The sequence below is a fragment of the Streptomyces sp. Ncost-T10-10d genome, from assembly GCF_900091955.1.
Taxonomy (GTDB): Bacteria; Actinomycetota; Actinomycetes; order Streptomycetales; family Streptomycetaceae; genus Streptomyces.
This window is the reverse complement of sequence record NZ_FMDF01000073.1, coordinates 68,143-88,144: the sequence shown is the minus strand read 5'-3', so window position 1 is coordinate 88,144 and position 20,002 is coordinate 68,143. Positions and strand designations below refer to the sequence as shown.

Below are 20,002 nucleotides of genomic sequence, written 5' to 3'. Positions count from 1 at the left end.
CATCGGCGTCAACAGCCAGGGAGTTATCCACAGATCGTCTGACCTTTTCCCCCGGCTGTGGATAACGTTGTGGGTAACTCGGGGCAAGGGTTGCAGGACGGGGCTCTGCTGTGGGGTCACGTGCCCTGCGGTGCTACTTCCACTGCGTGGAGACACCGAAGCCGCCGGCGATGAAGCCGAAGCCGACGACGATGTTCCAGTTCCCCAGCGACTGGATCGGCAGATCGCCGTCGGTCACATAGAAAACGACGATCCAGGCCAGACCGATCAGGAACAGCGCCAGCATCACCGGCGCCACCCAGCTCCGGCTGGTCAGCTTGAGGTTGGTTGCCTGCTTCGCCGGAGGGGGCGTGAAGTCGGCCTTCTTGCGGATACGTGACTTCGGCACGAGGAACTCTCCTGTCGATGCGCTGCGTGACCGCGCAGGGAACTGTGGCTGGCGCCGGGGCAGGGCGCGAGGGGGGAATGCTGCCTCCCCCGGGCGTCCGTTAGCGTAGTGCTTCCGCGGCGCCGAAGGAGATAAGGGTACGTTGAGCAATTCTGCCGACTCCCCCCAAGGACCGGTCCGGCGCACCTTCCGGCACCCGGTCAGGGTGCTCACCGCTGCAGTCTTCGCCCTCGCCGGACTGATCTTCGTCACCAGCGCCAACACGGCCAAGGGCACCAATATCCGCACCGACTCCTCGCTGCTGAAGCTCTCCGACCTCATCCAGCAGCGCAGCGGAAAGAACGCCCAGCTGGACGAGACCAACGCATCCGTGCGCGAGGACATCGACACCCTCGTCCGGCGCGACGACGGCAGCACCAAGGCGGAGGACGCCCGGCTCAAGGAGCTGGAGCGGGCCACGGGCACCACAAAGCTCACCGGCCGGTCCGTGGCCGTCACGCTCGACGACGCCCCGCCCAACGCCACCGCCAACCCCGGCTACCCCGATCCGCAACCCAATGACCTGGTCATTCACCAGCAGGACCTGCAGGCCGTCGTCAACGCCCTCTGGCAGGGTGGCGCACGGGGCATCCAGGTCATGGACCAGCGGCTGATCTCCACCAGCGCCGTGCGCTGCGTCGGCAACACCCTGATCCTCCAGGGCCGGGTCTACTCCCCGCCGTACAAGATCACCGCAGTCGGTGACCCGGCCGAGCTCAAGCAGGCTCTCGACAGCTCCCCGGCAGTCAGCAACTACCTGCTGTATGTGAAGGCGTACGGACTCGGCTGGAAAGTCGATGAGCACAAGGCGGTGACTCTTCCCGGCTACTCGGGCACAGTGGATCTCCACTATGCGGAGCCGGTGAAGTAGCGAGCAGCTGTGGGGAGGCCCACGAGGTGTCGGTGCGACTGGTCGTGAGGACGTTCAGCGAACTCTGCATCACCGTCGGCGCCCTGATCGTGCTCTTTGTGGCGTACGTGCTTTTCTGGACCGGAGTGAAGGCCGCCGACGCGACCGAGGGGCAGATCGACACCCTGCGCGACCGGTGGGCGCAGGGAACGGTGTCCGCACCCGCGCCGCACACATCCCCGACGGCGGCGCCTCCCGCTCCCGCGGCGTACCGGGACGGCAAGCCGTTCGCGGTGCTGTACATACCCCGCTTCGGCAAGGGCTGGGAGTGGCCCGTCCTGGAGAACACCGAGGTCAGGACCCTGCAGAAGGGGCTCGGCCACTACGCCGGGACCGCCCGCCTCGGCGCGAGGGGCAATTTCGCGGTGGCCGGACACCGTCGCACATACGGGGACCCGTTCAAGAACTTCCCGAAGCTGCGCCAGGGAGACGCGGTGGTGCTGACGGACGGGACGACGTGGTTCACGTACCGCATCGACAAGAAGCCCTACCGGACGGTACCGAGCGACATCGGGGTCATCGACCCCGTCCCCCGCAAGTCCGGCTTCGCCGGCCCGGGCCGGTATCTGACGCTGACCACCTGCGACCCCGAATGGGGCAGCAGTCACCGGCTGATCGCCTGGGCGCACCTCGATGCGACCCAGCCTGTGACCGACGGCAAGCCGGCAGCTTTCCACAGCTGACCCACGCTCCTGCCCCGGCCCTTTAGTCTGGTCCCGTACCGAATGGAGGGGACAGCATGTACGGCTGGATCTGGCGGCACCTGCCGGGCAATGCATGGGTGCGTGCGCTCATCTCGCTCGTGCTGGCGCTGGCTGTCGTCTACGCGCTTTTCCAGTACGTCTTCCCATGGGCGGAGCCGCTGCTTCCGTTCGGCGACGTGACGGTGGACGGTTCGACCGGATCGGGGGCAGGCCAGTGAGTGCCCGCATCCTGGTCGTGGACAACTACGACAGCTTCGTCTTCAACCTCGTCCAGTACCTCTACCAGCTCGGCGCCGAGTGCGAAGTGCTGCGCAACGACGAGGTGACCACGGCACACGCCCAGGACGGTTTCGACGGCGTGCTGCTGTCACCCGGCCCCGGCACCCCGGAGCAGGCAGGTGTCTGCGTCGAGATGGTGCGCCACTGCGCGGCCACGGGCGTTCCGGTCTTCGGGGTCTGCCTCGGGATGCAGTCGATGGCGGTGGCGTACGGCGGTGTGGTGGACCGGGCCCCGGAGCTGCTGCACGGCAAGACCTCGCTGGTGACCCATGAGGGCACCGGGGTCTTCACCGGACTGCCGTCCCCCTTCACCGCGACCCGCTACCACTCGCTCGCCGCCGAACCCGACACGGTTCCGCCGGAGCTGGAGGTGACCGCGCGCACCGCCGACGGCATCATCATGGGGCTGCGCCACCGCGAACTGGCGGTGGAGGGCGTGCAGTTCCACCCGGAGTCGGTGCTGACCGAGCACGGCCATCTCATGCTGGCCAACTGGCTGGCACAGTGCGGCGACACAGGAGCTGTCGCCAGGTCGGCGGGGCTCGCGCCGGTGGTGGGCAAGGCCGTAGCGTGACCGCACTCCGCCCCGAACACGACGCCGGACAGGACGGCCCGTACGAGCAAGGAGCGTACGAGGCCGCGGGCGCGTTCGAGGCGGCAGTCGACCAGCTGGCGGATCCGCTGAACGATCCACTGCCGGGGCAGCATGCCTCGCCGTGGTTCCGGGCGGACACCATCGCGTCCGAGGAGCCGGGGGCGGGGCAGGAGCAGAAGCCGGGGCGGGGGCTGCACCGGGCGCCGGATCAGCCGCCGCAGGTGAAGGAACAGCCGCCATGGGGGGCACAGAAGCCCGAGGAGGCTCCGCGGGAGTGGTACGACCCCGAGGGGTTCGAACGGGACTGGTACGGGCAGCAGACGCCCGCGCCGAGGCCCGCACCTACGCACCGGGCGCAGCCCGTCGCCCCTCCCTTCCCGCGCGACGACGAGACGGTCGGTCTGCGAACGGCGGACACCCGGCGCCTTGTCGACCAGGCGATGACGACCCGGCAGCCGAGTTCCGGGCCGGAGCCGGAGCGGGGGGCGGAGAGCTTCGCGGAGCCGGGCACGGGGCCCGAGTCGGCCGATCCGGAACCACGTACCGGAGGCCGCGCCGAGCGCCGGCGCGCTGCCAAGGGGCGCGGCCGCCGGCGTACCGAACCGCAGCCGGAGACAGCGGCACCGGCCGCGAAGCCGATGTCACGCGTCGAGGCACGGCGTGCGGCGCGCGCGGCCAAGGACAGCCCGGCCGTTGTCGCCAGCCGGGTCGTCGGAGAGCTGTTCATCACCCTCGGCGTGCTCATGCTGCTGTTCGTCACGTACCAGCTGTGGTGGACGAATGTGCGTGCCGACCAGTACGCCGGCAAGGAGACGCACAAGATCCAGGACGACTGGGCGAAGGGCGACCGCAATCCCGGTGTGTTCGAAGCGGGGCAGGGATTCGCCATCATCCACATCCCCAAACTGGATGTCGTCGCTCCGATCGCCGAGGGCACCAGCAAGGAGAAGGTCCTCGACCGGGGCATGGTCGGCCACTACGACGAGGGCGCGCTCCGCACCGCGATGCCGTCGGCCAAGCAGGGCAACTTCGCGCTGGCGGGCCACCGCAACACGCACGGCGAACCGTTCCGCTACATCAACCGGCTGCGCCCCGGTGACCTGATCGTGGTCGAGACGCAGGATGCGTACTACACGTACGAGGCGACGAAGACCCTTCCGCAGACATCGCCGTCCAATGTCTCGGTGATCGGCCCGGTGCCGCCCGGTTCGGGGTTCACCGGGCCGGGCCGGTACATCACTCTGACGACCTGTACGCCGGAATTCACGAGTACGTACCGTTTGATCGTCTGGGGCAAGATGGTCGACGAACGACCGCGCAGCAAAGGGAAGCCCGACGCGCTCGTCGGCTGAGACATCATCACGACAGGGACGGGTGCGGTGACAGCGAGGACCGAGCACGAAGAGCGAATCGGTGAGTCCGCGCCGCCGCAGCGGCGCAGCGGCCGCCATCCCGTCGCGACCGCTGTCAGTCTTTTCGGCGAACTGCTGATCACCGCAGGCCTGGTGCTGGGTCTCTTCGTCGTCTACTCCCTCTGGTGGACAAATGTGCTCGCCGATCGCGAGGCCACCAAACAGGGTCACACCGTCCGCGACCGCTGGGCGGGTGGACCGGGCGCGCTGGACACCAAGGACGGCATCGGCTTCCTGCACGTCCCGTCGATGAAGAACGGCGAGGTGCTGGTCAAGAAGGGCACCGACACCGAGAACCTCAACGACGGCATCGCGGGCTACTACACGGACCCGGTGAAGTCGGCTCTCCCCTGGGACAAGAAGGGCAACTTCACCCTGGCGGCACACCGCGACGGGCACGGTGCCAAGTTCCACAACATCGACAAGGTGAAGAAGGGTGACACGGTCGTCTTCGAGACCAAGGACACCTGGTACGTCTACAAGGTCTTCAAGAAGCTTCCCGAGACGTCGAAGTACAACGTCGACGTGCTGCAGGCGGTGCCGAAGGGATCGGGAGCGAAGAAGCCCGGTCGCTACATCACGTTGACGACCTGCACGCCGGTCTACACGTCGAAGTACCGCTACATCGTGTGGGGCGAGCTGGTGCGGACGGAGAAGGTGGACAAGGACCGTACGAAGCCGGCGGAGCTGCGTTAGCCGTGACTGAGCTCCTTCGAGGAGCTCAGTCGTTCTAGGATGGCGAAGGCCCGAAGTCGCAACCAGTCTTTGCGACTTCGGGCCCATTCTCTGCCTGGTGATGGCAACCTCAGGGTCGGCAGCGGTACTCCGACGCTCCACTTTTCGAGGTGAGCGCGGTCGACGAGGGTGATGCCGTAGGTTTCGGCGATGGCGCGTGCGTCGGGTGCGAACCAGGTCGTGGCGACGAAGAGAGCCACATCGGCCCCGTGTTGGACGAAAGAGGCGCCGAGGAACTTCTTGCAGCTCGCCGCTCCACACCGGACGGTAGGGCGCGAAGCTCTTGCACTGCACGACGATGCTGCGGCCGTCTGCGGTCACTGCTGTGACATCCACACCTCGGTCGCCACGGCCGCCGTGCACTACGACGTCCGTGCAGCCGTCGCGGCGGAGCAGTGCGGCGACGTGGTGCTCGAATTCTCGCGAATTCCACAGGCCCCCTTGAAGAGGGCCAGTCGCGTGCCTGTCAGAACCTGGAGGCCGTTGGAGTCCAGCTCTTCCCTGTGGTCCTCCATAACGGACTCAAAGGTCTTCACGGTCACCTCGAAATACGCTGCGACCATCGCCGTGGTCACGTGCATGCCGTCCGGCAGCAGTGAGAGCGCCTTGACCTTGTCGAGTGCCCCTGTCCGGTCGGCGACGTCATTGCGCAGAGACCTTGACTCCAGCAGCACTGCGTCGTTGATCACGTTCGTGTCCTCTCGGCTCGTCTCGGATGTTGGTGCGAGCTGGGGTGACGTGGGGTCCGAACCCCACGTCACCCCATCGGTCCAACGATTCAGGACATATGAAGACACGATCGGTATACGACTGTATGTACGGTATGCCGGGCGGAAGGCATCGCGACGGACACAGCAAAGGGCCCCGGTCACCGTTGCGGTGACCGGGGCCCGATGGGTGGTGCGGTTCGGGGTCAGCGTCGTGAGCCGGACGGGCCGCCGAAGATGTTGCCGTCTCCACCGCCCGGCATGGTCTGGACGTTGACCGCGCTGTTCTTGTCGACCTGCTGGCCCGCATAGGGCTGGTAGGCGAAAACTGTCGCGTTGTCGCCATTCGGTCCCTGCACCTGGCCGAGCTGCAGACCTGCCTGGGCCAGCAGGGCCTTCGCCTCCCCGAGGGTCTTGCCCTGCAGGTCGGGAACCGTGGCCTTCTCCGGCTGCTGCGGGCCCTTCGAGACCGTCAGCACGATCTGGGCGGTCAGCGGCTGCGACGAGTCGGCGGGCGGAGTCTGACTGATCACCTGGCCCGCAGGCTTGTCCGAATCGACGTCGGTCCTGGAGATATTGGTGAAGCCCACGCCGTTGAGCTGAGCCACCGCGGCGTCGTAGTCCCGTTCGGCCACGTTCGGCACCTTCTGGGTGGCCTGCTTGGCGACCGTGATCGTAACCTCGGAGTTCTTCTCGGCCTTCGTGCCGCCGTCGGGATTCTGCTTGATGACCGTACCCGCGGTCTTGTCGGACTCGACCGCGGTGACGTTCACCGTGAAGCCCTTGTCCTCAAGGTCCTTACGGGCGGTCGCCTCGGTCTTCTCCACGACGTCCGGGACCTCGACCTTCGGCGCGCCGGTGGAGACGACGACCGTGACGGTGTCCTTCTCCGACATCGTGCCGCCGACGGTCGGGTCCTGGCTGCAGATCTTGCCCTTGGGCTGTTCCTCGCAGGGTTCGCGCGAGCCGACCTTGAGAATGACGTCGGAGGTTTCCGCGCGTTTCTGTGCTTCCTTCACGGTCAAGCCGACCATGTTCGGCACATCGACCTTGCCGCTGTTGTTGTTGGTGTCGCTGAACACCGACCGGCCGATCAAGATCGCGCCGATGAGCACCAGGATGCCCGCGACGATCAGCAGGATCGTCGAGGCGTTGCTCTTCTTCTGGCGGCGACGGTCCGGGCGATCGTCGTAGCCGTAGCCGCCGTCGTCCGGGTTCACCGGGGGCAGCATGGACGTGGGCGCGCCGTTCTGGTCCGCGGCGCGCAGCGCGGTGGTGGGCTGGTCGTTGCCGTAACCGTCGTAGCCGCCGTAACCGGGCACACCCATCGCCGCGGTGGCGGCGACCGGCCGGCCGTCGAGGCAGGCCTCGATGTCGGCGCGCATCTCGTCGGCCGACTGGTAGCGGTAGTCGGGGTCCTTGACCAGGGCCTTCAACACGATCGCGTCCATCTCGGGCGTGATCTCGGGGTCGAAGTTGCTGGGCTTCTGCGGCTCTTCCCGAACGTGCTGGTAGGCAACCGCGACGGGTGAGTCCCCGATGAACGGCGGCCGGACCGTCAGCAGCTCGTAGAGCAGGCAGCCGGTCGAGTACAGGTCGGAGCGTGCGTCGACCTGCTCGCCCTTGGCCTGTTCCGGGGAGAGGTACTGGGCGGTGCCGATGACGGCGGCGGTCTGGGTCATCGTCATACCGGAGTCGCCCATGGCACGGGCGATACCGAAGTCCATGACCTTGACCTGGCCGGTGCGCGTCAGCATGACGTTCGCCGGCTTGATGTCGCGGTGGACGATGCCTGCGCGGTGCGAGTACTCCAGCGCCTGGAGGATGCCGACGGTCATCTCGAGGGTGCGCTCGGGCAGCAGCTTGCGGCCGGAGTGCAGAAGCTCCCTGAGCGTCGACCCGTCGACGTACTCCATCACGATGTACGGGATGGAGACCCCGTCGACGTAATCCTCGCCGGTGTCGTAGACAGCGACGATCGCCGGATGATTGAGCGAGGCGGCGGACTGGGCTTCACGGCGGAACCGGGCCTGGAAGGACGGGTCGCGGGCCAGATCGGCCCGCAGCGTCTTCACAGCTACGGTGCGGCCGAGCCGGGTGTCGTGTGCGAGGTAGACCTCGGCCATGCCACCACGGCCGAGCACCGAGCCCAGCTCGTACCGGCCGCCGAGGCGACGCGGCTCTTCCATAACTGTTCCAGCCCTCTCCGTCAGTCCCGACCGCACCGGTGTGCGGTCCGGCGGTGTGCTGCTCGCGCATACGCTACCGGCCGCGCACTACCTGATCGGCCCGGAGTCCGGACCTGATATCTGACCGGTATCCCAATGTGCAGGTATGGCACCCGATGTGACGGGCATCACTTCTTGCTGTCGATGACCGCCTTCATTACAGCCTGTGCGATCGGGGCGGCCAGACCGCCACCGGAGATGTCGTCGCGGTTGGCCTGTCCGTCCTCGACGACCACGGCGACGGCGACCGGGGAGCCGCTGTCGGTCTTGGCGTACGAGATGAACCAGGCGTACGGCTTCTCGCTGTTGTTGAGACCGTGCTGGGCCGTACCGGTCTTGCCGCCGACGGTGACATTGGGGATCTTGGCCCGCTGTCCCGTGCCCTTCTCGACGACGGTCTCCATCATCTGCTGGAGTTTCTGGGCGTTCTCACCCGAAAGGGGCTGGCTGAGCTGCTCCTTCTCGTGGGTGTAGATCACGTCCAGGTTGGGGGCCTTGCGCTCGGCGACCATGTACGGCTGCATCAGCTTGCCGTCGTTGGCGACCGCGGCGGCGACCATCGCCATCTGCAGTGGGGTGGCGCGGTTGGACGCCTGGCCGATGCCGGCCATGGCGTTCTGCGGGCGGTTGTCCTTCGGGTAGACGCTGGCGTCGGCGCGGACCGGGGTGAAGATCTCCTTGTTGAAGCCGAACTTGTTGGCCTCGTCGATCATCTTCTGGTTGCCGAGATCGTCACTGATCTTGCCGAAGACGGTGTTGCAGGACCACCGCAGTGCTTCCCGCAGCGAGGCGTTCTCGCACGGGATGTTGCCCTCGTTGTCGAGGTTGCCGGTGGTCAGCGGGAGCCGCCAGGGCAGCGGGGAGTTCGTCTTGTCGTCGATACCCTTGTACAGCCCGTTCTCCAGGGCCGCGGCGGCGGTGACGACCTTGAAGGTCGAGCCGGGCGGGTAGGTCTCGCGCAATGCCCGGTTGAGCATCGGCTTGTCCTTGTCCTTCAGGAGCTGCTGCCGGGCATCCGCGTCCTTGAGGGAATTGCCCGCGAAGACCGAGGGATCGTACGAGGGGGTGCTGACGAGGGCCAGGATGGCGCCGGTCTGCGGGTCGATCGCGGCTACTGCACCCTTTTTGTCGCCGAGCCCTTTGAAGGCGGCCTTCTGGGCGGCGCCGTTGAGGGTGGTGACGATGTTGCCGCCGGTCTTCTTCTCGCCGGTGAAGAGGGACAGCGTGCGGTTGAAGAACAGCTGGTCGCTGTTGCCGGTGAGGATTCCGTCCTCGATGCTCTCCAACTGCGATGCGTCGAAAGCCTGCGAGGAGTAGCCGGTCACGGGGGCCCACATGGGGCCGTTCTTCCAGACTCTCTTGTACTTGAAGTCGCTGCCCTTGGTCTCGACGGACCCGGTGACGGGGTTTCCGTCGACGATGATGTTGCCGCGCTCGTGTGCGTACCGCTCGATCTGGACGCGGCGGTTGTGCTCATTCGCGTTCAGTTCGTCGGCACGTACGTACTGGAGCCAGTTGACGCGGACCAGGAGAGCGAGGACGAGCAGCCCGCAAAAGACCGCGATCCTGCGAAGGGGCTTGTTCACGGTCGGACCACCTGGGTCATCTCAGCATCGGGTGATGGGGCTGGGGCCGGCGCGGGGCGGCGCGCGGTGTCGCTGATACGGAGCAGGATGCCGATCAGGGCCCAGTTGGCGATCACTGACGATCCGCCTGCCGCGACGAACGGCATGGTCATACCGGTCAGCGGAATGAGTCCCATGACACCGCCGGCAACGACGAAGACCTGAATGGCGAAGGAGCCGGAGAGCCCGATCGCGAGAAGCTTGCCGAAGGGGTCGCGAGCAGCGAGCGCGGTACGGACACCGCGCTCGACGATCAGACCGTAGACGAGAAGGATGGCCATCATCCCGGCGAGGCCGAGCTCCTCACCGACGGTGGCGAGGATGAAGTCGGAGTTGGCCGCGAAGCCGATCAGGTCGGAATTGCCCTGGCCGAGCCCCGTGCCGAGGGTGCCGCCGGAGCCGAAGGCCATCAGGGACTTGGCCATCTGCTCGCTGGCGGCCAGTTCGCCCCATCCGGCGAACGGGTCGAGCCAGGCGGTGACACGCTGCTGGACGTGCGGTTCGAATGTGGCCACACCGACGGCGCCGGCTGCGGACATCAGCAGACCGAAGACGATCCAGCTGGTGCGCTCGGTGGCGACGTACAGCATGACGACGAACATGCCGAAGAACAGGAGGGACGAGCCCAGATCGGTCTCGAAGACCAGGATGAGGATCGAGAAGGCCCAGACCATGAGGATCGGCCCGAGGTCCCTGCCTCGCGGCAGGTAGAGGCCCATGAAGCGGCGGCTGGCCAGGGCCAGCGCGTCGCGCTTGACCATCAGATAGCCGGCGAAGAACACCGCAATGATGATCTTGGCGAACTCCCCTGGCTGGATTGTGCCGACGCCGGGGATCTTGATCCAGATCTTGGCGCCGTTCACTGCGGGGAAGAACATCGGAAGGATCAGGAGGAACAGAGCCACCAGCATGGAGATGTAGGTGTAGCGCTGGAGAATGCGGTGGTCCTTGAGGGCCACCAGAACGACGACCAGCAGCGCGACGCCCACTGCGGAGAAAAGCAGTTGCTTGGAGGCGGCGGGCGCGAAGTTCGGGGTTGCCTGAAACCGTTCGGACTGGTCCAGACGCCAGATGATGGCCAGCCCCAGCCCGTTCAACAGCGTCGCCAGCGGCAGCAGCAGTGGGTCCGCGTACGGGGCGAACCTGCGGACGGCGAGGTGGCCGACGCCGCCGAGCAGCGCCAGCCCGAGTCCGTATCCGAGCATGCCGGAGGGCAGTTCGCCATTGAGGGCGAGGCCCACGTTGGCGTAAGCGAACACCGAGATGAAGACGGCGAAGAGAAGCAGAACCAGTTCGGTGTTGCGGCGGCTCGGTGCGTCGATCGCGCCGATCGTGGTCGTGTTGGTGACAACGCTCATGGTGCTGAAGGCCCCCTACGGCTTTACTGCTTACCGCACTGCGGGACCAGCTTTTTCTCTTCCTCCGAGAGGCTGGGACCAGGAGTGGGAGTTGCGGTCGGCTTGGTCTTGGTGGCACCGGAAGTGGCCGACGTCTTGGTGACGCCCGAGCCCGTACCACCGGCTTGGCCCTCGTCGGAGCGGGCTTTCTCGGCCGCGCGTCGCTGGGCGTCCTTCTTGCATGCGGATGCCTGGACAGCGAGTTCGCCGACCTTCTCGCGTGCGGCGGTGAGGTTGCCTTCGGCGATGGTCGCCTCGACCTGCTTGCGCTGGTAGGGCGGAAGGTACTTGAGTTCGATCTCGGGGTGGTCCTTCTCGACCTTCGAGAGCGAGACCCAGGCCAGGTCCTGGCTGATGCCACGGAACAGCGCGACATGTTCGTTCTTCGCGCCGACATAGAACTGGTTCTGGGTCCAGCGGTAGCCACCGTAGAGACCGCCGCCGACGACAGCGAGCGCGAGCACGACGTAGAAGGACCTCTTGAGCCACTTACGGCCGCCGCCGGGCTTGATGAAGTCGTCGTCGGTGTACGCGTCGAAGGAGTCGTCCGGCATTCCGCCGCTGTAGCCGACGCCGTCACCGCTTCCGGGCGGACCGAAGCCGCCTGCGGGCGGCGGGACGGGGCGGCCGAGGCCGGCCGCTCGTCCGGCGGGGGTCTGCATGGCGCTGCCGTCGTTCAGCTGGGCAGCCTGGTTCTCGGCGACCGCGCCGACGATGACCGGGGTGTCGTTGAGCTGGCCGGCCAGGGTGTCATTGCTGTCGACGTCGAGGACGTCGGCGACGATGCAGGTGATGTTGTCCGGGCCACCGCCACGCAGGGCGAGCTGGATCAGCTCCTGGATGGTCTCCTGAGGGCCCTGGTAACTGGCGAGGGTCTCTTCCATCGTCTGGTGGGAGACGACGCCGGAGAGCCCGTCGGAGCAGATCAGATAGCGGTCGCCGACCCGGACCTCACGAATGGAGAGATCGGGTTCGACATGGTCGCCACTGCCCAGGGCACGCATCAGAAGGGCGCGCTGCGGGTGGGTGGTGGCCTCTTCCTCGGTGATCCGGCCCTCGTCGACCAGCCGCTGCACCCAGGTGTGGTCCTGGGTGATCTGGGTGAGCACGCCGTCGCGCAGCAGGTACGCGCGGGAGTCGCCGACGTGGACGAGGCCGAGGCGCTGGCCGGTCCAGAGCAGGGCGGTGAGCGTGGTGCCCATGCCCTCCAGCTGGGGGTCCTCCTCGACCATCATGCGCAGTTGGTCGTTGGCCCGTTGGACCGCCGTACCGAGCGAGGTGAGGATGTCCGAGCCCGGGACGTCGTCGTCGAGCTGGACGAGCGTGGAGATCACCTCGGAGCTGGCGACCTCGCCGGCTGCCTGGCCGCCCATGCCGTCGGCGATGGCGAGAAGGCGCGGACCGGCGTAGCCGGAGTCCTCGTTGCCCTCCCGGATCATGCCCTTGTGCGATCCGGCGGCGAAGCGCAGGGAAAGACTCATGCGCACCTCTCCCGTCGGCTCGGGGTACAGCCGGTCTCGAGCCACACTGCCCACCCTCCGGTCGGGAGCCGGGCCGGGTCCGTTGCCCGGACCGCCGCGGCTCGCTCGCTCCGCTCGCTCATTGTCGTACTACTTCCGCAGCTCGATGACGGTCTTGCCGATCCGGATCGGCGCGCCCAGCGGAACAGGTGTCGGGGTGGTGAGTCGGGTCCGGTCGAGATATGTGCCGTTGGTGGACCCGAGATCCTCGACGATCCACTGGCCGTCACGGTCGGGGTAGATCCTGGCATGCCTGCTGGACGCGTAGTCGTCGTCCAGGACGATCGTTGAGTCGTGGGCACGGCCCAGCGTGATGGTCTGCCCCTGGAGCGCCACCGTGGTGCCGGTGAGCGTGCCCTCGGAGACGACCAGCTTTGTGGGTGCCCCCCGGCGCTGGCGGCCGGGCTGTTGACGTTGCTGCGGCGGTGCCGCGGCATTCTGGCGTGCCTGTGGCGGCCGTGCGTCGGTCGCAGTGCGGCGTGAGCCGCGCTGCGTGACGCGCGTTCCGAACAGGTCGCTGCGGATGACCTGGACGGCCACGATCACGAACAGCCACAGAACAGCCAGGAAACCTAGCCGCATGACCGTCAGGGTCAGCTCTGACATTGCCCCCGCTTCACCCTTCGGCTTGCCGGTAAACGATGGTGGTGCTGCCCACGACGATCCGCGAGCCGTCGCGGAGCGTAGCGCGGGTTGTGTGCTGCCCGTCTACCACGATGCCGTTGGTAGACCCGAGATCCTGGATCGTCGAGGGCGTTCCGGTCCGGATCTCACAGTGCCGGCGCGATACGCCGGGGTCGTCGATCCGCACGTCGGCGTCGGTGCTGCGTCCCAGCACCAGCGTCGGGCGGGAGATCTGATGGCGGGTGCCGTTGATCTCGATCCAGCGACGCACCTGCGCGCTCGGCAGGGGGCTGGGGCCGGCCGGCGGGTGCCGGTCGGTACTGGGCGCCCCGGGCCTGCCCGCGCCCGGCGGCGGGGCGGCGGGCATGGGCGGGGCGGAGCTGGGCGGGTAGCCGTAGCCTCCGGTGGGCTGTGCAGGCCGCCCCGGGCCCGGGTAGGGGGGCTGGCCGTGCTGTTGGCTCTGCAGTCCTTGCCGGCCCTGGGGGTCCTGCTGCTGTGACGAACTCGACGCCAGGGTGCGGCTGCGCACCCGGTAGAGCCCGGTGTCGAGGTCGTCGGCCTTCTCCAGATGGACCTTGATGGGGCCCATGAAGGTGTACCGCTGCTGCTTGGCGTAGTCGCGGACCAGGCCGGAGAGTTCGTCGCCCAGCTGGCCGGAGTACGGGCTGAGTCGCTCGTAGTCCGGGGTGCTGAGCTCGACGATGAAGTCGTTGGGGACGACGGTCCGCTCACGGTTCCAGATCGTTGCGTTGTTGTCGCACTCGCGCTGGAGGGCTCCCGCGATCTCGACCGGCTGGACCTCGGACTTGAAGACCTTGGCGAAGGTGCCATTGACCAGACCTTCGAGACGCTGCTCGAAACGCTTCATGACTCCCATGGGGCACCTCCTCCGTTGTAGTCGTCCCTGTACTGCTTACTGATCGTATCCACGCGTGGGGAAATCGGCTGGTTCCCCTTGTCTGCCCTGTGGATGAGTGTCACCTCTCACACGGATCGTAGAGGCGGCCTCCTGACAGTGTCCCGCACCCGGGGTGCACTGAGGAGGAGTGGGGGCGGCCGCACGGCGTTCCCGGTTCCCGCCAGGCGTTCGGTGAAACAACGGATGTGAATCCACCCTGTCCAGCGTGCTAATCTTCCGGATGTCGCCAGGCGCTCGCACCAAACGGTGAGAGAGTCTGAAAACACCACTCTTGCGCGAGTGGCGGAACGGCAGACGCGCTGGCTTCAGGTGCCAGTGTCCTTAGGGACGTGGGGGTTCAAATCCCCCCTCGCGCACAAGAGAGAAGCCCCACAGGCCAACGGTCTGTGGGGCTTCTTCGTTCCCGGGTTTTGTTTCACGTGAAACGCCAGATTCCTGGCGCCTTGGGGTGGTGTGGGGCTTTCGGGGTTCGTGGGCTCAATGGGGCTTGTGGGGCGTTGAGGGGAGTTGCGGCAGCCCGCGGAGTCTTGGTCTCCGCGGGCTGCCGTTCGGGTCCCCGCTCCCGCGGGCCCTGATCGGCTCTGCGCCGTGCGGCTCAGGCTGCGAGGGCCTTGGCCTTCTCGGCAGCCGCAGTGAACGCCTGGGCGCGGGAGGCGTCGGCGAGCGGAATGAGCTCGGCCATCGAGGGCTGGGACCGGGCCAGCGTCAGTTCCGGGACGATGAAGTCGACCTCGGCGCCGAACATGCTCGTCAGCAGCTTCTCCAGGTGGTTCTGGACGAACTCGGCATATCCTCGCGCGGGGTGCCGGCGGCGTACGAGCTACCGCAGCCGGTGCACTTCGCAGATCTGCGGCGGGCGATTCCGGGCATCAGTGAGCGCATGCTCTCGGACCGGCTTTCCGAGCTGGGTTCGGCCGGGCTGGTTGTCCGCGAGGTCGATGAGGGTCCACCCCTGCGGGTCTCGTACCGCTTGACCCGGGCCGGCGCCGCGATGGAGCCCGCGCTCAAGGGGCTGGCTCATTGGTCGAAGACGTACCCGACCTCCGACGGCCCCTGCTGACGCGTGCCGGATACCGCGTGGCTGGCGGAGGTCTGAGGATGCGTCCCGGCTGTCGCGCCGGTTGTAGTGGGCCGGAGGGTGTTCTGCCGGGTCAGGCCTTCGTTGTCTGCGGGGAAGTCGTGCTCCTGTCGCCCGCCGCGTTGTAGCGCAGCAGGTACTCCGCGAAGCCGGCGAGGTCGTCCGTCGTCCAGTCCGCGAGGCGCTCCTGGTAGGCGGAGCGGCGGCTGGCCTGTGTCGATGCGAGCGCCTGGGTTCCGGCCTCGGTGGGGTGCAGCACCTGGATGCGGTGGTCGTCCGGGTCCGGGTGTCGCTCGACCAGTCCCAGCTTCTCCAGGGTGCCGATCTGTCGGCTTACTGTCGATTTGTCCAGCATGTAGTGCGCGGCCAGATCGGTTGCGCGGCAGCCGTGCCGGTCGTCGATGTGTGCCAGCAGTGTGTACGAGACCAGGGGCAGTTCTGGATGGAGGCGGGCCGCCGCGGAGCGCGCGCGGCGCGCGAAGGCGGTCAGTTCGCGCTGGATGACATCCAGTGACTCTTGGCGTTCTCCGGGGGTGCCTGGCACTGCTTCGCCTACCTTTCGCCTTCCTCGAGATTTCAGTTGTATAGTACAACGAGTTAGGAGTTGTAAAAGCCAACTATTGGAGTGTTCCGAATGTCGTCAGGCCCGAGCGCCGCCGCAGGCTCGACCGCCGCCGCTCTGCGTCATGTGCTGAGCCATCTCGTCACGCCGCTGCTGATGTGCATCGGCATGGGCCTCGCCTACCTCGGGGCGTTCCACGCCCCTGAGCCGCACGACCTGCGGGTGGACGTCGTCGGGTCGGGGCCGAGAGCGCAGGTGCTCGCGCAGACGCTCCAGGACAAGGGTGACGGGGCACTGAGCGTGCGCACGGTCCCCGATCGCGCGACGGCTGTGAACCACCTCCGGACGCAGGCGAGTTACGGTGCCTACCTGCCGGGGAAGCACCCCGAGTTGCTGGTGGCCAGCGCGTCCTCCGACACCAGCGCCACGGTGGTCGAGAAGGTCTTCACCAAGGTTGCGGCTGCGGCGGGGGACCCGCTGAAGGTGACGGACACGGCACCGACCGCTGACGGCGATCCGACCGGGCAGGGCATCTTCTTCCTGCTGGTCGCGGTGAGTATCGGCTCGTACGCATCGGTCGCGGTGATCGGTGGCGCGGGCGCGGTGCTGGCACTGCGGATCAGGGCCGCTCTGACGGTTGCCGCGTCCCTGGCAGTGAGCCTGATCGGAGTGGTCTTCGCCGGTCCGCTGTTCGGCCTCGTGGATCACGGGCTCGGCGGTCTCTGGGCGATGGCCTGGCTCTACTCGCTGGGCATTCTGCTGATCGGCGTCGGACTGCACACCTTCCTCAAGCGGTGGACGACACTCGGCGTGATGGTGCTTTTCGTGATGCTCAACTTCACCAGCTCCGGCGGCATCTTCCGGCCCGAGCTGCAGCCCGGCTTCTTCGGTGCGCTGCACTCCTTCTGGAACGGTGCGGGCTTCGTCGAGGGTGTACGCAGCCACGTGTACTTCGGCGGGCACGCGCTCGGCCGGCATGTGCTGGTGCTCGCGCTCTGGTTCGTGGTGGGCCTTGCAGTGATGGGTGCGGCGGGGCTGGCCGAGGCGAAGCGGCGGAGGGCCGCCGTGGAGACGGCTCAGGCCGGCGCCGCCATCGGGTCCGCCGAGGCCGGGGGAGCACAGGGACGGGGGCGGCACGTCAAGGCCGAGACCCGGACCGAGGCGGACGACGAGGAAGAACTGGAGCAAGAACTGGAAGAGGCGGCCGTCGGCGTCTGACCAGGACAGAGCGTTGTCCACAGGCTGTGAGGTGAGTTTTCCACAGGGGCAGACGGCTTTCGGTGGACGGCTGTACCTTCGTCGCAATTGATCTGCGACAAGGCATGGGGCCAGGAGCGCAGGGCGAGGGCGGGGGAGGCTGCGCGCCATGGGCGAAATCGAAGCGACAGTGCCGGTTCAGCGGGCTGTGACAGATGATCCGCGCATTCCGGTCGTGCCCGGATTCGCGCGTCGGGCGACTGTGGCGGGCAAGAGTGCGCCGCAGCCGCCCAGGGGGGCGGGCAAGACGCTGCGGGAGAGGGTGCCCAGGGCCTCTCACTGCGCCCTTGACCTTCCGGCCGGGCGGCCCGATGCCGTGCAGGCGGTCGAGGAGTCGAGCAGGGGCCGGGTGCCCGGTCTCGCCCCGATCCGGGTGGGGCGAATGGCAGCCACACCGTTCGCGTTCCTGCGTGGCTCGGCCGGGCTGATGGCCCATGACCTGGTGGGCACGCCGGTCAGCGGGGTGGGCGCACAGCTCTGCGGCGATGCGCATGCGGCCAATTTCGGGTTGTACGGCGATGCGCGGGGCAGCCTGGTCATCGATCTGAACGATTTCGACGAAACCGTGTTCGGCCCCTGGGAATGGGACCTCAAGCGCCTCGCCACCTCGCTCGTGCTCGCCGGGCGCGAGGCCGGGGCGGACGAGGACACCTGCCGCCAGGGCGCCTACGACACGGTGGGCGCATACCGGCGGACGATGCGACTGCTGGCCAAACTGCCCGCGCTCGATGCCTGGAACGCCATCGCGGACGAAGAGTTGGTCTCGCACACGGATGCGCGGGATCTGCTCGGCACCCTGGAGCGGGTCTCGGAGAAGGCCCGTAACAACACCAGCGCCCGCTTCGCTGCCAAGTCCACCGAGGATTCCGGGGACGGTCGCCGCTTCATAGACGCGCCGCCGGTGCTGCGGCGGGTGCCGGACGAGGAGGCCGCAGCAGTGGCGGCGGGACTCGGCGACTATCTGGGCACGATCTCGGAGGACCGTGTCCCGCTCCTCGCCAGATACGCGATCCACGACGTGGCGTTCCGGGTGGTCGGCACGGGGAGCGTCGGCACTCGGTCGTACGTGGTGCTCCTGCTCGATCATCGTGGCGAGCCCTTGGTGCTGCAGGTGAAGGAGGCGCGGCCGTCCGTGCTGGCGCCGTACCTCCCGGCTGTCGGGTTCGATGTGCCGGCGGTGGAGCACGAGGGGCGCCGGGTGGTGCTCGGACAGAAGCGGATGCAGGTCGTCAGCGACATTCTTTTGGGTTGGGCCACCGTCGACGGGCGCCCGTTCCAGGTGCGGCAGTTCAGGAACCGCAAGGGCAGCGTGGACCCGGCAGCACTGGCAGCCGACCAGGTCGACGACTACGGCCGGATGACCGGGGCGCTGTTGGCTCGGGCCCATGCGCACAGCGCCGACCCGCGGCTGATCGCGGGCTACTGCGGCAAGAACGAGGAGCTGGACGAGGCGGTGGCGGCGTTCGCGGTGACGTACGCGGACCGTACTGAAGCGGACCACGCGGAGCTGGTGCGGGCCATCGGTTCGGGGCGGATAGCCGCCGAGCTGGGCGTGTGAGGGGGCATTGAGTCGACCGCGTGTCCTTAGGGCGTGGACAGTGGCCATACGCTGGACGGGTGACCCACGAAGCCGCCGGGGTGCCGACCACCCGGAACGACGATGACCGGCAGGAAAACGGCCAGCAGCACGAGCAGGATGCGCAGGACGGAGGGCCGGCCGGTGCCGATGCTGGTGCCGGTTCGGAAGCCGACGCTGCCGCTGGGACTGGCGGCGGGACTGGCAGGGCTGCCGATGGAACTGCTGAGGGAGCTCGGCCCGAGGCTCGGCTCGCCAAGGCTGTGCGAGTGGCGGAGCAGGCGCTGATCGAGTTCGAGATCGCGGTGGAGACCTTCCGGGTCGAGGTCGAGAACTTCTCCCGATTGCACCACCAGAAGCTCGGGCCGATGTACACCCGCCTCGATGAACTCGATGCGCAGATCGCGGAGGCCCGGGCCGCCAGGACCGGTGACCCAGAAGACCTCCGAAAGGCCCAGGAGGCCCGGGCGATCGTGATGCCGATGCCGGGCGTCGACGAGCTGTTCCACGACTGGATCGACTCCGACGGGCTGTCCCCCGAGGCGGCGGCGATGCTGACCGAGCAGCCGGTCCGGCCGCCCAAGCGGGTCCGGCCGACCGAGGAGGCACGCAAGCTGTATCGCGAGCTGGCGCGCAAGGCCCACCCGGACTTGGCGCAGGACGAGACGGAGCGGGCACGCCGGGAGGAATTCATCACCCGCGTCAACGCTGCTTATGGGCGTGGGGACGAGGCGCTGCTGATGCAGCTGGCGCAGGAGTGGGCGGCGGGGCCGGTGGTGCCGGAGGCGGAGCTCAGCGAGAGCGAGGAGCTCTATGCCCGGCTGAACTGGCTGACTCAGCGCAAGGAACTCCTGACGGTGCTCGCTCAGGAGCTCGAGGAGAGTGCGATCGGGGCCATGCTGCGGATGGCACCCGACGATCCGGACCGGCTGCTCGACGAGATCGCCGATCAGTTGCTGGGCGAGGTCGCTCAGCGTGAGGCGGAGCTGGCGGGGCTGGTGCAGTAGCGTTCCCGGTGACTCTGGAGCGTACGTACGAGAGAAGGCATGACCCATGAATTTCGCCCCGCTGCCCTCGGTGGATGTCGCGGCGGTTCCGTCGGACGGCTTTGTGCTGGATGTCCGGGAGAACGACGAGTGGGCAGCCGGGCATGTCGCAGGCGCCCTGCACATTCCGATGAGTGACTTCGTGGGCCGTTTCGGTGAGCTGACCGAAGCTGCCGAGGACGGTCGGCGCGTGCATGTGATGTGCCGGGTCGGTGGCCGGTCCGCCCAGGTCACCCAGTACCTGGTGCAGCAGGGCATCGACGCCGTGAACATCGATGGCGGGATCCTCGCCTGGGACGGTGCCGGACGCCCGATGGTCACCGACAACGGCAACCCGGCTTTCGTACTCTGAGACCGGGGCCGCTCGGCTGCCGGAGTGCTGGGCTGCTGGAGTACCGAGC

At 67.5% G+C, this 20,002-nt stretch carries 21 protein-coding genes, 1 tRNA gene and 2 pseudogenes; 12 read left to right on the top strand and 12 right to left on the bottom strand.

Features of this window, described 5'->3' with window-relative positions; translation table 11 throughout:
* Positions 1–133 precede the first annotated feature (133 nt).
* Complete coding sequence (gene crgA / locus GA0115254_RS10645) at positions 134–388, bottom strand: cell division protein CrgA (RefSeq protein WP_093895032.1); 255 nt, start codon at positions 386–388, stop codon at positions 134–136.
* A gap of 142 nt (positions 389–530) precedes the next feature.
* Here crgA and GA0115254_RS10640 point away from each other — a divergent pair, with 142 nt between their 5' ends.
* Genes GA0115254_RS10640 through GA0115254_RS10615 form a run of 6 tightly spaced genes read left to right on the top strand, consistent with a single transcriptional unit; the run spans position 531 to position 5,023 of the window.
* Positions 531–1,298 carry a DUF881 domain-containing protein gene (locus GA0115254_RS10640; RefSeq protein WP_093895031.1) on the top strand — a complete coding sequence of 256 codons (768 nt, stop codon included), beginning with the start codon at positions 531–533 and terminating at the stop codon, positions 1,296–1,298.
* Positions 1,299–1,324: 26 nt separating this feature from the next.
* Complete coding sequence (locus GA0115254_RS10635) at positions 1,325–2,020, top strand: class E sortase (RefSeq protein ID WP_093895030.1); 696 nt, start codon at positions 1,325–1,327, stop codon at positions 2,018–2,020.
* Positions 2,021–2,076: 56 nt separating this feature from the next.
* Positions 2,077–2,259, top strand: coding sequence for a hypothetical protein (locus GA0115254_RS10630; protein WP_093895029.1), 183 nt, complete (start codon positions 2,077–2,079; stop codon positions 2,257–2,259).
* Complete coding sequence (locus tag GA0115254_RS10625) at positions 2,256–2,894, top strand: aminodeoxychorismate/anthranilate synthase component II (protein ID WP_093895028.1); 639 nt, start codon at positions 2,256–2,258, stop codon at positions 2,892–2,894. The genes GA0115254_RS10630 and GA0115254_RS10625 overlap by 4 nt, the downstream gene beginning before the upstream one ends.
* Entirely contained in the window at positions 2,891–4,267 is a 1,377-nt protein-coding gene (locus GA0115254_RS10620; RefSeq protein ID WP_093895027.1) for a class E sortase, read from the top strand. The genes GA0115254_RS10625 and GA0115254_RS10620 overlap by 4 nt, the downstream gene beginning before the upstream one ends.
* A 27-nt stretch (positions 4,268–4,294) precedes the next feature.
* Positions 4,295–5,023, top strand: a complete 729-nt coding sequence (locus tag GA0115254_RS10615; protein WP_093895026.1) for a class E sortase — start codon at positions 4,295–4,297, stop codon at positions 5,021–5,023.
* Here the strand turns inward: GA0115254_RS10615 and GA0115254_RS47465 are convergent.
* The 9 genes and pseudogenes from GA0115254_RS47465 to GA0115254_RS10580 all read right to left on the bottom strand — a co-directional run bounded on the left by GA0115254_RS47465 (position 5,020) and on the right by GA0115254_RS10580 (position 14,040).
* Entirely contained in the window at positions 5,020–5,262 is a 243-nt protein-coding gene (locus tag GA0115254_RS47465; RefSeq protein WP_370740850.1) for a hypothetical protein, read from the bottom strand. The two genes, GA0115254_RS10615 and GA0115254_RS47465, sit on opposite strands and share 4 nt — an antisense overlap.
* Positions 5,263–5,362: 100 nt before the next feature.
* Positions 5,363–5,458, bottom strand: a pseudogene (locus GA0115254_RS47460) (restriction endonuclease); the annotation flags it as partial.
* Positions 5,425–5,751, bottom strand: coding sequence for a hypothetical protein (locus tag GA0115254_RS47455; protein ID WP_370740849.1), 327 nt, complete (start codon positions 5,749–5,751; stop codon positions 5,425–5,427). The gene GA0115254_RS47455 and the pseudogene GA0115254_RS47460, both read right to left, overlap by 34 nt.
* A 224-nt stretch (positions 5,752–5,975) precedes the next feature.
* Positions 5,976–7,958: a Stk1 family PASTA domain-containing Ser/Thr kinase gene (gene pknB, locus GA0115254_RS10605; RefSeq protein WP_093895025.1), complete on the bottom strand. Its 1,983-nt coding sequence runs from the start codon at positions 7,956–7,958 to the stop codon at positions 5,976–5,978.
* A 167-nt stretch (positions 7,959–8,125) separates the two neighbouring features.
* A complete protein-coding gene (locus GA0115254_RS10600; RefSeq protein WP_093895024.1) occupies positions 8,126–9,583 on the bottom strand; it encodes a penicillin-binding transpeptidase domain-containing protein in 1,458 nt (485 codons plus the stop codon).
* Positions 9,580–10,980 carry an FtsW/RodA/SpoVE family cell cycle protein gene (locus GA0115254_RS10595; RefSeq protein WP_093895023.1) on the bottom strand — a complete coding sequence of 467 codons (1,401 nt, stop codon included), beginning with the start codon at positions 10,978–10,980 and terminating at the stop codon, positions 9,580–9,582. Before GA0115254_RS10595 ends, GA0115254_RS10600 begins: the two co-directional genes overlap by 4 nt.
* Before the next feature lie 23 nt (positions 10,981–11,003).
* Positions 11,004–12,500, bottom strand: a complete 1,497-nt coding sequence (locus tag GA0115254_RS10590; RefSeq protein WP_093895022.1) for a Stp1/IreP family PP2C-type Ser/Thr phosphatase — start codon at positions 12,498–12,500, stop codon at positions 11,004–11,006.
* Positions 12,501–12,629: 129 nt separating this feature from the next.
* A complete protein-coding gene (locus GA0115254_RS10585) occupies positions 12,630–13,145 on the bottom strand; it encodes an FHA domain-containing protein FhaB/FipA (protein ID WP_093895021.1) in 516 nt (171 codons plus the stop codon).
* Positions 13,146–13,155: 10 nt separating this feature from the next.
* Positions 13,156–14,040 carry an FhaA domain-containing protein gene (locus GA0115254_RS10580; RefSeq protein WP_093895020.1) on the bottom strand — a complete coding sequence of 295 codons (885 nt, stop codon included), beginning with the start codon at positions 14,038–14,040 and terminating at the stop codon, positions 13,156–13,158.
* A gap of 315 nt (positions 14,041–14,355) precedes the next feature.
* Here GA0115254_RS10580 and GA0115254_RS10575 point away from each other — a divergent pair.
* Positions 14,356–14,438, top strand: a tRNA-Leu gene (locus GA0115254_RS10575).
* A 239-nt stretch (positions 14,439–14,677) separates the two neighbouring features.
* On the opposite strand, the pseudogene GA0115254_RS10570 reads toward GA0115254_RS10575, so the two are convergent.
* Positions 14,678–14,907: pseudogene (locus GA0115254_RS10570) on the bottom strand (FMN-dependent NADH-azoreductase); the annotation flags it as partial.
* On the opposite strand from GA0115254_RS10570, the gene GA0115254_RS10565 reads away from it, so the two are divergent.
* Positions 14,870–15,142, top strand: a complete 273-nt coding sequence (locus GA0115254_RS10565; RefSeq protein ID WP_256102503.1) for a winged helix-turn-helix transcriptional regulator — start codon at positions 14,870–14,872, stop codon at positions 15,140–15,142. The pseudogene GA0115254_RS10570 and the gene GA0115254_RS10565 sit on opposite strands and share 38 nt — an antisense overlap.
* 91 nt (positions 15,143–15,233) lie before the next feature.
* On the opposite strand, the gene GA0115254_RS10560 is transcribed toward GA0115254_RS10565, so the two are convergent.
* Positions 15,234–15,704: a MarR family winged helix-turn-helix transcriptional regulator gene (locus GA0115254_RS10560; RefSeq protein WP_093895019.1), complete on the bottom strand. Its 471-nt coding sequence runs from the start codon at positions 15,702–15,704 to the stop codon at positions 15,234–15,236.
* Positions 15,705–15,794: 90 nt separating this feature from the next.
* Between GA0115254_RS10560 and GA0115254_RS10555 the strand changes: the two genes are divergently transcribed.
* From GA0115254_RS10555 to GA0115254_RS10540, 4 genes are all read left to right on the top strand, one after another.
* Positions 15,795–16,940 (top strand): ABC-2 transporter permease, encoded by a 1,146-nt coding sequence (locus tag GA0115254_RS10555; protein WP_093895018.1) that lies wholly within the window; start codon positions 15,795–15,797, stop codon positions 16,938–16,940.
* A 148-nt stretch (positions 16,941–17,088) separates the two neighbouring features.
* Entirely contained in the window at positions 17,089–18,537 is a 1,449-nt protein-coding gene (locus GA0115254_RS10550) for a DUF2252 domain-containing protein (protein ID WP_093895017.1), read from the top strand.
* Positions 18,538–18,596: 59 nt separating this feature from the next.
* Positions 18,597–19,562 (top strand): J domain-containing protein, encoded by a 966-nt coding sequence (locus GA0115254_RS10545; RefSeq protein ID WP_093895016.1) that lies wholly within the window; start codon positions 18,597–18,599, stop codon positions 19,560–19,562.
* 46 nt (positions 19,563–19,608) lie between these two features.
* On the top strand, positions 19,609–19,953 hold the full coding sequence (locus GA0115254_RS10540; protein ID WP_093895015.1) for a rhodanese-like domain-containing protein: 345 nt from the start codon (positions 19,609–19,611) through the stop codon (positions 19,951–19,953).
* Positions 19,954–20,002: the final 49 nt, after the last annotated feature.